The organism is uncultured Gimesia sp., from assembly GCF_937910335.1.
In the GTDB taxonomy this organism is placed as follows: Bacteria; Planctomycetota; Planctomycetia; order Planctomycetales; family Planctomycetaceae; genus Gimesia.
Window position 1 is genome coordinate 1 of the sequence record NZ_CALEMX010000622.1, and the last position, 4,825, is coordinate 4,825.

Annotated in this window: 2 protein-coding genes and 1 pseudogene; all 3 read left to right on the top strand. The window is 49.3% G+C overall.

Translation table 11 applies throughout. The features are described 5' to 3' along the window. Nucleotides 1-2,652, top strand: a pseudogene (locus Q0668_RS25495) (hypothetical protein); the annotation flags it as partial. Nucleotides 2,653-3,278: 626 nt separating this feature from the next. Further along, entirely contained in the window at nt 3,279-3,887 is a 609-nt protein-coding gene (locus Q0668_RS25500; protein ID WP_298869385.1) for a hypothetical protein, read from the top strand. 56 nt (nt 3,888-3,943) lie between these two features. Further along, nucleotides 3,944-4,771 carry an AAA family ATPase gene (locus Q0668_RS25505; RefSeq protein ID WP_298869386.1) on the top strand — a complete coding sequence of 276 codons (828 nt, stop codon included), beginning with the start codon at nt 3,944-3,946 and terminating at the stop codon, nt 4,769-4,771. The last annotated feature ends 54 nt before the right edge of the window (nt 4,772-4,825 follow it).

Sequence of the window (4,825 nt, forward strand, 5' to 3'; positions counted from 1 at the left end):
TGGCGCAAATCGCATGCCAAAGCGAAGGAAGTCATCTGGGAAATGCGGGATCAAAGTATCAATGGTTATAATATCCCTGCTGTGACAGCACTCTCCAACGGCAACTATGTGGTGAGCAGCATTTATTGGGATAAAGGCATGCTAGCTGACGTAGGAGCGGTGACGTTCGGAGATGGGAACACGGGTGTGACTGGGTTTATCTCGTCGGCCAATAGTCTCGTCGGGTCATCCGAATTAGACCAAGTGGGTTACAATTATTCCGGCCTCTTTGGTGTGACCGCGCTCACGAACGGCAACTACGTGGTAAGCAGTCCTAGCTGGGATAGCGGCACGTCAACTGACGCGGGGGCGGCGACGTTTGGAGATGGGACGACGGGTGTGACTGGGTTTATCTCGTCTGCCAACAGTCTCGTTGGGTCAACCGAATATGACCAAGTGGGTTACAGTGGTGTGGCAGCGCTCTCCACCGGCAACTACGTCGTGGCCAGTTCTAACTGGAAGAACGCCAAAGGGGCAGCGACGTTCGGAGATGGGATGACGGGTGTGACTGGTGTGATTTCGTTGGCCAACAGTCTCATTGGGGCAACCGAGTATGACAATGTGGGTATTGGTGGTGTGACCGCTCTCACGAATGGCAATTATGTAGTGAGCAGTCCTAACTGGAGCAGCAGCACGGCAACTTACGCAGGGGCGGTGACGTTCGGAAATGGGACCATGGGCATAAACGGTGTTGTATCAGTGGCCAACAGTCTCATCGGGTCATCCGATAATGACCAAGTAGGTTATAACGTTCTAGGTATCGATGGTCCAATCTCTGCTGTGACAGCACTCTCCAACGGCAACTATCTGGTGAGCAGCGTTTTCTGGGGCAACGGGGCAGGGGCGGTGACGTTCGGAAGTGGGACGACGGGCGTGACTGGTCATCTCACATCGAATCACAGCGCGACTGGATTGTCGAACGCATTTTCTACACCTGAGATCGTGCAGGATGTGATTAACAACACATTTTATATCAGCTTCCAGGGGAGGGTCTGGGTTGGTTCACGGAGTGATGGTTTCCCTGCCGTCATCCTGGATGCGATCAGTGATGTCATTCTCAAAGAGAATGCTTCCGAGCAAACCGTCAATCTTGAGGGAATTCTCGCTAGTGGCTTCGTGGCGAACTCACTGCGTGTGACAGCCACGAGTAATAATACGGGTCTGATCCCCGATCCGGTTGTGACCTATACGTCTCCCGCTAGCATCGGCAGTCTGGCATTTACTCCCGAGGCAAATCAGGTTGGTACTGCCACCATCACGGTGACCGTGGAAGACGGTGGCCTCGACGGGGAACTCAGTACAACAGAGGACAACGGTACGTTTCAGCGTACGTTCGATGTGGTTGTACTCAGTTATCTGGTATTTACCGATTTGCGAGTGGTCAATACTCCTACAGTCGTACCAGCAAATGGTGAGGTATCAGAACTACCAGAGAATCAGGATTGGGTAAATGAGTGGTCCTCTTACTGGATCGAGATTTGGGTTTCGACTCAGGAGCTGGATAGTCAGGGGATTGCCAAAGTTACTTTGGACCTGGGCTATCAGACAGATTATACCTCGGCGACAGAGATTGATTTCGGCCCCGCGTTCACGCAGAATCAGTCGGGTACCATTAATGATATAACTGGAGTGGTTTCGAGCCTGTCTGCGGAAACAACCATTGTTGATCTGGGAATCAACAGTCAAGTGTTGTTTGCTCGGATCAAATATGAATCACTGGTTGATGACCAGGTTCCTCTCGATCTCGTTGGCCAGAGCATCGGTTTGAACGATCTGGAATTCCAGATTCTCTCACCATTCATTGACTTGGGGAATGTCCTGAATGTGACCCCCTATATAGTTCCCCATGTCGGTTCATTCATCTGGGCGAATCCATTTGATCTGAATGATAATGACATTGTTGATTTCCGCGACCTGATCCTGTTTGCCGCCGTTTATAGCGAAATCCCCAGTGAGTCGAGTAATGATTACGCCTGGTTCAGTGATTACGATCAAAATGACCAAGTCAATTTTAGAGATCTGATCTTTTTTGCCAGCAATTACAGAAAAAGTAAAGCGTTTGATTCAGATATCAATTTTCCTGATGTCTGGGATGATTCGCTGCGTGTCTCATTAGAACCTCAGTCGAAAATAAAAACAGCCAGCCTGACACAGGCGGAAGCGGATCAGGTTTTAGAGAAAGCCATCGAACAGGTCAGTGAGCAACTCACTCCCAAGATGAGCCAGGCGTTGTCAGGCGTTGAAGTCAAAGTGGTTGACCTGTCGGGTGGCACACTCGGGCGGGCTGTTCCGGGAACGATTTATCTCGATGTGAATGCCGCCGGTTACGGTTGGTTCGTTGATTCTACCCCACTGGATCACAGCGAATTTGCAGTCGATAGCCAGCTCTCCCTGATTGCTTTACCGGATAGCGCTGCGGCGGGTCGCGTTGATCTCTGGACCGTGATTCTGCACGAACTCGGTCATCTGGTGGGTTACGAACATGAATCTGAGGGGCTCATGGAAGAAACGTTGGCCCCGGGAGTTCGTAAGCTGGCCGAGTGGAACGAAGATTCCGATCTGTTTTTCGCTTCCGTGCAGGAAGAAGCAGAATTGTTGCCGTTTCAGGTTTGATCACATTGACGCGCCCCCTTCGTCGCCGGAACCGTTTTTATCATTTTCGAGGCCGAGTTATGAGGCGCGCTGTGCTGTCTGCTCTGGTCATGAGTGGTAGATATTCCTTTGTGGGTGGTTGATTGTGATCGGGTAGAATCTGACTTTGCAGGTGGGTTAGGCGCATGTCATTGTCAACCGTTATTTTTCTATCACGAAAATCACGAAACGTTTCTGTTGCTTTGTAACGGTTACATTTCTATTGCTGATGAAACTTTCGCTTTTGATTTATTGATTTCTCTGGCAGTTTCCTGCTCGCTTTATTCGGGCTTACCCATGGTGTGGAATGTCTGATAGGAAATTGATTCTTTTACTCTGGCGGGCGGACACTGGGGCCTCCCCTACTTTAACTATAGGCTGGTGCTATATGAGTTTGTTGCGTGTGGCGTGGCTGAGTTTACCTATTTTACCAAGTCGGTGAAATGGTCAAGAGCCATACAGTCTATGGCCGATATAAAGAGAATGGTCGATACCAGTTTTTAGCGATTTTTTTGGGTAGCGACTTTGATTCCCTTCTTCCAGCAATTCAGGGACGAAGCTCGGGCTTGTAGTTTAAAAAAGAGTTTTACTCCTCGAAGGAACGAGAGATGAGTTGGCTTAAGTCTCTAAATATCAAACGCTTTCTGAAAATACCGGGAGGGGATTCCGCAGAGGCAAAGTATCGATTCTCTTTGAGGATTCCCTGGAATCAGACGACGAAAGTGATGACCGGTCTCCTGGCGAGCGTTTTATCGATGATGGCGCTGATCACTTTTTTCGGTTCTTTGGAGCCTTCCGAGTCGATCAATGCTTCCCTGTCAGAAGGAACGGATCTGGGATTCGAATTGGGTGAGAGCGATGAACTTTCACTTGAATTTGGTCTGGATGCCAGTCTTCCGACACGAGAGTCTGAATCTGGTAATGAATCGAATCCAGCAACATCAGCGATCAAAGCGGTGTCTGTTCAACGGGTAGCGGGAACGGGTCAAAATGATGCGAACGTGTATCACGCAGTGGGGCAAGAGTTTGAGGGCCAGAAATCTGAGAGGCAAGTCAAACAGATTGCCGGTGAACGGCCCGTTTATATTAACAGTTCGAGATCAGTGGGTAATTCGAGCAGTTCAAGAGATTCAGGGGCCGTCTGGCTGACTGGAGAAATCGAAGAAACAGACGATCTGCCCGTGAATGGCTCGGCTCGTCGAGTGCGAAAATATTAACAAAGCGTTTCCTTCTGGAACTTATCAGCGAAATCAATTCCCGGGAATCAGAGTTTATGTATCAGAGTTACTGGAATTTACAGAGTGGTCCTTTTGAAGAAAAAATGGATGCCACTTTTTTTTACGAAAGCCATCCTCATCAGGCGGGATTGCTGAAGCTTCAGTATCTAATTGAGAACAGTAAGGGAGCGGGTCTGCTTGTCGGTGGATCCGGGATCGGTAAGTCTTATTTGTGTCATGTACTGAAGAGTCAGTTGGCAGAGATTTATCAACCTTTCGTACATCTGGTATTTCCTCAGTTATCACCGGTTGAACTGATTTCGTATCTCGCCGTGGAATTGGGTGCAGAGGAAGCGGGTATCGAACCGGTCGTGTCGGGCAAAGATCGTATTGTCCGGGCATTACATCGGCAGCTGCTGTTACATTGCGAGCAGGGTCATAAGCCTGTGATCGTGATTGATGAAGCCCATTTGATTGTGGATCAGCGGATTTTTGAAACGCTGCATCAACTTTTGAATTTTCAACAGACATCCGAGATCGATTTTACTTTGCTGTTAGCGGGCGATCAGCTTTTACTGAGCCATCTGCAGCGGTCTGCTCAAATTGATGACCGCATTGCCGTACGTTGTCTGCTGAAACCGTTATCTCTGGAAGATACCCGGAGCTACGTGGAGCATCGGTTGGAAGTGGCGGGTCGCAACGAGCCGGTTTTTGAAGAGGGTGCCTTCGAAACGCTGTACGAGTTGACTCAGGGAAATCCTCGTAAGATTAACCGTCTTTGCGATCTGGGTTTACTGGTTGGCTATGCAGACGAACTTTCTTTGATTACCTCCGATGTACTGGAGGCAGTGGCCGAAGAGCTGGTGACTTCGATTGCCGACTGAGCCGTTCTGCTCAATTCACTTCGACAGAATTTTTATTCAACCTCATCGGGCAGG

Bases quoted from the DNA above. Each gene is read 5' to 3' on its own strand.
- Q0668_RS25505 (WP_298869386.1), top strand. From the start codon at position 3,944: ATGTATCAGAGTTACTGGAATTTACAGAGTGGTCCTTTTGAAGAAAAA.
- Q0668_RS25500 (WP_298869385.1), top strand. From the start codon at position 3,279: ATGAGTTGGCTTAAGTCTCTAAATATCAAACGCTTTCTGAAAATACCG.